This is a genomic window from Luteococcus sp. (assembly GCF_043424415.1).
GTDB lineage: Bacteria > Actinomycetota > Actinomycetes > Propionibacteriales > Propionibacteriaceae > Luteococcus.
The window spans coordinates 1-4,383 of record NZ_JBHWOO010000200.1; the positions used below are offsets into that span (position 1 = coordinate 1).

7 protein-coding genes are annotated in these 4,383 nt (G+C 69.2%); 3 read left to right on the top strand and 4 right to left on the bottom strand.

What is annotated here, in order from left to right:
* Nucleotides 1-121: 121 nt before the first annotated feature.
* The 3 genes from ACHFFZ_RS11475 to ACHFFZ_RS11485 form a co-directional block, all read right to left on the bottom strand.
* Nucleotides 122-943, bottom strand: coding sequence for a MerR family transcriptional regulator (locus ACHFFZ_RS11475; protein ID WP_394276747.1), 822 nt, complete (start codon nucleotides 941-943; stop codon nucleotides 122-124).
* A 157-nt stretch (nucleotides 944-1,100) separates the two neighbouring features.
* Complete coding sequence (locus ACHFFZ_RS11480; RefSeq protein WP_394276748.1) at nucleotides 1,101-1,385, bottom strand: hypothetical protein; 285 nt, start codon at nucleotides 1,383-1,385, stop codon at nucleotides 1,101-1,103.
* Nucleotides 1,363-2,040, bottom strand: coding sequence for a phosphotransferase (locus ACHFFZ_RS11485; RefSeq protein WP_394276749.1), 678 nt, complete (start codon nucleotides 2,038-2,040; stop codon nucleotides 1,363-1,365). The genes ACHFFZ_RS11480 and ACHFFZ_RS11485 overlap by 23 nt, the downstream gene beginning before the upstream one ends.
* 207 nt (nucleotides 2,041-2,247) lie before the next feature.
* On the opposite strand from ACHFFZ_RS11485, the gene ACHFFZ_RS11490 reads away from it, so the two are divergent.
* Nucleotides 2,248-2,631, top strand: a complete 384-nt coding sequence (locus tag ACHFFZ_RS11490) for an MmcQ/YjbR family DNA-binding protein (protein WP_394276750.1) — start codon at nucleotides 2,248-2,250, stop codon at nucleotides 2,629-2,631.
* A gap of 37 nt (nucleotides 2,632-2,668) precedes the next feature.
* Here the strand turns inward: ACHFFZ_RS11490 and ACHFFZ_RS11495 are convergent, their stop codons facing one another.
* Complete coding sequence (locus ACHFFZ_RS11495; protein WP_394276751.1) at nucleotides 2,669-3,013, bottom strand: hypothetical protein; 345 nt, start codon at nucleotides 3,011-3,013, stop codon at nucleotides 2,669-2,671.
* A gap of 265 nt (nucleotides 3,014-3,278) precedes the next feature.
* Here ACHFFZ_RS11495 and ACHFFZ_RS11500 point away from each other — a divergent pair, with 265 nt between their 5' ends.
* Nucleotides 3,279-3,767, top strand: a complete 489-nt coding sequence (locus ACHFFZ_RS11500; protein ID WP_394276752.1) for a hypothetical protein — start codon at nucleotides 3,279-3,281, stop codon at nucleotides 3,765-3,767.
* Nucleotides 3,749-4,366 carry a hypothetical protein gene (locus tag ACHFFZ_RS11505; RefSeq protein ID WP_394276753.1) on the top strand — a complete coding sequence of 206 codons (618 nt, stop codon included), beginning with the start codon at nucleotides 3,749-3,751 and terminating at the stop codon, nucleotides 4,364-4,366. Before ACHFFZ_RS11500 ends, ACHFFZ_RS11505 begins: the two co-directional genes overlap by 19 nt.
* Nucleotides 4,367-4,383: the final 17 nt, after the last annotated feature.

Sequence of the window (4,383 nt, forward strand, 5' to 3'; positions counted from 1 at the left end):
TGCCCGTCGCCGTGGCGACGAGCGAGCCCAGGGTGCCGCCGAGGCCGAGCTGGCCGGTGGCCTGGGGATGGTGCGCGGTGCTGCCGGCGTGAACCGCCAGGAGTACGGGCGCGCCTGAGCCTCAGACCAGGGGCAGGCAGACCTCGGTGACCAGTTCGGCGGGCGAGACCTGGTCCGGGGTGGTCAGGTAGAGGTTGAAGGCCTTGTCTCGAGGCAGGTCGCCACTGCGTGGCCGCAGCCCCTCGGCCTGCACCACGTCCGTGATCCGGTCGTGGGCGTGGCTGATCCGGTCGTAGGGGCCGTGGACGGTGGCGACCAGGCAGTCCCGCTCGGGCAGTTCCAGCACCTGGAGGGGCCCCTCGACCGTGGTGCCGGCCTCGACCGGCAGGAAGACCGACAGGTCCACGTCGCGCTCGGTGTACTCCTGGTCGTGCTCGATGACGCCGCAGGGACCGACCGGACGGACTTGCTGGTCTTCGACCTGGGGCGTCATCTGCTGCCACAGCTGGCCTTCGTCGGCATAGGTCGGGACGGTGCCGCGCAGCGTGACGACGGTCATGGCGGGAATGGTGCTGCGTTCGACAGTGATGGGCATGGTGTCTCCTTCGAGCAGGTGGTTGATGAGGGTGAGCCGTCCTCGGGCGGCGGCAAGCTCCCGGGTGAGCGCGTCGCGCTGCAGTGCCAGCGCACTGGTCCAGGCGGGGGTCTTGCGGGCGGCGAGCAGGGCGCTGATGGCGGAGACGTTGAAGCCCACGTCGCGCAGGGTGCGGATGTCGGTGGCATCAGGCAGCTGGTCGGGGGAGTAGTGGCGGTATCCCGTCCACGGGTCGACGGCAGCGGGCACCAGGACACCGGTGGCGTCGTAGTGGCGCAGCATGCGCACCGACAGGCGGGTCAGTCGGCTGAACTCGCCGATGGAGAACAGTTCAGGGGTCTCGGCCATGGTCCAAGGCTGCTCCCTGACACCGTGTGAGGGTCAAGGGCTGCGGTTTGGAGCCCAGTGCCCGGAGCTGCTGGAAACGCGCTCCAGACGGCACACGACACGTTCAAATTCCATCCGTGGCCGTGTCGACTGCATTTTCAGCGCCCAATCGCTGCCGTCAGGCCCGAACTGCCGTGCCCCAGCCCTGCAGATCCTCCCCGGTGGGGACCATCAGCAGCGACCACCACAGCTCCAGGGCGTCGAACCAGGCGCGCTCGAGGTCATCGAGGACGGTGACCTCCTGGTAGCCGGCGACGAAGGTGTCCCGGACCTCCGGCGTGACCGGCGCCCACTGGCGGAACCGGGTTCCCAGCATCACCGCGGAACGGGCCAGCTCGGCCACCGGATGGTCTTGGCGGACCTCCTCGAGGTCGAGCACGTCACTGATCCGGTCCTGGTGCACCAGGACATTGGCGGCGCGGAAGTCCCCCGTGCACCAGCTGCTGGCATCGCCTCGGCGCATCCTCGGGAAGGATTTGGCGGAGCCGTGTGACTGCGGCCGCGGGAGCCTGGGGCGGGGGCGCTCCCAACCAGTTGCGGACCGTCGCCGCCAGTCCCGGGTCGGGTCCAGCGACCGAGGGCAGCGGGGGAGCATCCAGCAGCGCGGCGTGCAGCCCGGCCAGCACCCGCCCCGCCTCGCGCACCTGGTCGGGCGAGTCGCAGTCCAGGAGGTCTCCCTGCACCACCTGCTGCAGGTTCATCGAGACCCCGTCGAAGTCCACCTGCAGCCAGCCGTCGTGGCTCGGGATCGGCGCGGAGACCGGATGTCCGCCTTCCGCAAGCCACTGGGTCACGGCACTGGCATCGTGCAGCCGGGCGAAACGTGCCGGGTCCACCGACCACTTGGCGATCCGGGGGCCCGCGGTCGTGGTGAGCCAGGCGAGTGCGTTGTGGTCGGAGATGACCATCCGGGTGCAGTCGGTGGCCTCCACGCCCCAGTGCTCCTCCACCGAGCGGGCCAGCCATCGGGTGGCCTGGCCGGCGTCGAGGAAGCCGAAGCGCTCCTGGAGCACCTGGTGCGGATCGTCGTCCGCCCACAGCATCTCGATGCTCGTCATGCCCCCATCCCAACAGATTCCGGGTGTGGCGATCCACGCATCAGAGGACCGAGGTGCGCTGCAATTGCGCTCCAGGCGGCACACGACACGTTCAAATTCCATCCGTGGCCGTGTGGACCGCGTTTTCAGTGGCGCGGCCCGGCATCACTGCCCTCCCAGACGTACAGTCGGCCACGCACGAGCAGGCATCACCGGAAGGAGCTGGCCATGGAGGGCAAGGCACTGCAGGAGGTGGCGGCCCACCGGGCCCAGAAGTTGCCTGCCTGGGAACTGACCCATCCCTTCGGGGAGGACTGGGATGTCTTCAAGGTGCGGGGCAAGGTCTTCATGCTGCTGACCGCGCTTGCCGACGAGCCGCTCGTGGTGCTCAAGACGGAACCCGAGGAGTCGGAGGCGCTACGCGCCGTGTACCCGGACGTGACGCCCGGCTACCACATGAACAAGAGGCACTGGATCACCCTGCACCCCGGCGGCCGGCTCGATGCCGAGCAGGTCGAGGAACTGGTCACCGGCTCCTACCTGCTCGTGGTCGGCGGACTCCCACGCGCCCAGCAGCCGGTCGATCACGAGACCTTCGGTGCGGCCCTGTGAACTCCGCCTGACCCCAGGAGCACCCGGACAGGGCAGGTCAGGGACCCAGCAGGGCAGTGCCAACCACCCACCAGAAGGGCAGGGCGGCGAGCCCGGCACAGACGGCCAGGGCCGCCCAGACGGTGCGACCCGAGCGCGGCACAGCCTTCTCTGCGAAGGTCAAGGCTCCACCCAGCACCCCGATGGCGATGGGCATCAGCGCCCACCACTCGCTGACCACCTGCGGGTTGACGCCGAAGGCCCAGTCGAGCAGGGCGCCCCCGGGCAGCCAGACCAGGGCGAGGACGATCGTGGCCAGGGCAACCCGGCTCACACCCCGCTCGGCACGCCAGGGCTCGGTGGGTGCGGGGTCGGGATGGGAGGACTGGTCAACGTCGATCATCGGGTCCACCTCGGCTTTCACATGGCTGCGGGGCCGCACAGGACGGCCGGATGGTGCTCAGGCCAGTCCCTGGGGCCTGCTCACGGGACGAGGCCCCGCCGTGCCGGACAGGTCTTGGTCCCAGAGCGTACCGGAGACGCGCCAATGGCCATCTGGAGGCTTCCGGTTGTCCCCAGAACACGGTTCTTCCGGCTCCTGGAGATGCTCAATAGCGTGGATCGCGGGACGACCTGGTCGCCCACACCCCACCCCTTGGAAGAGCACCATGAAGCATCTCACCGGCGGCCTTGCCGCACTCGTCCTGATCGCATCCGCAGTCCCTGGCGTCGCGATGGCCGCGCCCACCGACACCACCGGACCGGCCGGTGGCACCGGCCTCGACCTGGCCCAGAGCCGCGCCCACTACACGCCCGGCGACCACGACTACTGGACCCAGCCCAACCAATCGCACCGCGCCAATGCCGCCAAGCACCGCCTGTCGGGCTACCAGGCCCTTCCCCTGCGGGGCGAGGCCGCAAAGCAGGCCATCAAGCGCGCGATCTCGGCCAGCAGCCCGGTGCCGATCGGCATGCAGATCCGCCAGAGCTTCAACGACGTCTCCCCGCAGAATCCTGGTACCGCGCGGCTGGCGGCGTCACCGGAGGCCACGAGACGACCATCATCGGCTACGACGCCCAGGGTGTCACCGTGGCGAACTCCTGGGGCCAGAATTGGGGCAACGGCGGGTTCTACAAGATGCTCTGGGACTTCGTGAACTGGGCAGACCTGACCGAGATGCACGCGATGGGTGCCGTCGTCGGTGGCAAGCCCCTGCCCAGCCCCGACCAGACGCCCCAGCCCTCTCCGGCGCCCACCCCGGCCCCGAAGCCCGAACCCACCCCGAAGCCCGAGCCGGCTCCCAAGCCTGGCAGGAATGCCGTGACCAATGGCGGCTTCGAGGACGGCCAGGCTCCCTGGCAGGGCAACCAGAACCGGGTCAACACCAACCAGGCCCAGCCCGCCCGCACGGGCAAGGGCAAGCTCTGGCTCGGTGGCGTGGGTCGCGCCAACAAGACCTACATGGGCCAGAAGGTGACAGTGCCCGCCAATGGCACCCTCACCTTCTGGGTGCACGTCGACACCGACGAGACCGAGGGCAGGGCCTTCGACACCGCCCGGGGGGACCTGGTCGACGACAACGGTGCCGGCCCTGTGCTGGTCCGCCTGTCCAACCTGGACGCCAAGGATGGCTACCAGAAGAGGACTGTCGACCTGTCGAAGTTCGCCGGACGCAACATGTGGCTGCGCTTCGCGGCCTTCGAGGACGGCAACACTCGCAGCGGCTTCGTCTTCGATGACGTCTCGATCGCCTGATCCACGACGAACAGAGA

Coding starts and splice junctions, on each gene's coding strand:
- ACHFFZ_RS11475 (WP_394276747.1), bottom strand. CDS start 943: ATGGCCGAGACCCCTGAACTGTTCTCCATCGGCGAGTTCAGCCGACTG.
- ACHFFZ_RS11485 (WP_394276749.1), bottom strand. CDS start 2,040: ATGACGAGCATCGAGATGCTGTGGGCGGACGACGATCCGCACCAGGTG.
- ACHFFZ_RS11490 (WP_394276750.1), top strand. CDS start 2,248: ATGGAGGGCAAGGCACTGCAGGAGGTGGCGGCCCACCGGGCCCAGAAG.
- ACHFFZ_RS11495 (WP_394276751.1), bottom strand. CDS start 3,013: ATGATCGACGTTGACCAGTCCTCCCATCCCGACCCCGCACCCACCGAG.
- ACHFFZ_RS11500 (WP_394276752.1), top strand. CDS start 3,279: ATGAAGCATCTCACCGGCGGCCTTGCCGCACTCGTCCTGATCGCATCC.
- ACHFFZ_RS11505 (WP_394276753.1), top strand. CDS start 3,749: ATGCTCTGGGACTTCGTGAACTGGGCAGACCTGACCGAGATGCACGCG.